This is a genomic window from Psychrobacter sp. 1U2, from assembly GCF_051847575.1.
Genome location: NZ_JBPYDC010001807.1, coordinates 1 through 520 on the forward strand (window position 1 = coordinate 1; position 520 = coordinate 520).

Annotated in this window: 1 pseudogene; it reads right to left on the minus strand. The window is 41.5% G+C overall.

Features of this window, described 5'->3' with window-relative positions:
* A pseudogene (locus ACS8FD_RS24510) lies at positions 1-309 on the minus strand (hypothetical protein); the annotation flags it as partial.
* Positions 310-520 lie beyond the last annotated feature (211 nt).

Here is a 520-nt window from a genome sequence, read left to right on the forward strand (position 1 = left end):
GTTTGACTGGTCATCGATGATAAGTTTTTGTAAAGGTTTTGCAAAACGCACACCGTCAGTTGCTAAGGCATCTGCTAGTGGGTCCCCAATGTCGTAGCCTGCTACCATCTCGTCTAATAGATTTTGTGAGACAGTAAAGTCTTTAGGTAGCAGATAACGTCTGATACGGCGCAGAACTTGTAAATCGCTATGATCTGTAATCGCAGTAGTACGCCCATGACGTTGATAGCTCTGTACAGATGCTTTGTCTGATACTAGCGGATCACTAGGCGTAGTAGGGTCATTTATAAAGGAGTTTTTGGGTTTCATAATTATAATGTACCATCATGACGGCTGCTAATGGTAATCAGTGGCCATAACAGCCGTCATAAACCGTTGGCACCTAATGAGTCTTTCTTTATAACAGAAGACTCATAGTCGTGCTGATGGTATCTAAACCGTTGGCTTAAATATCAATGGCGTGTTAAATCTACTGATGTACCGCTAACGCTGTCTTTTAAGCTTAATTTGAGCATGATAT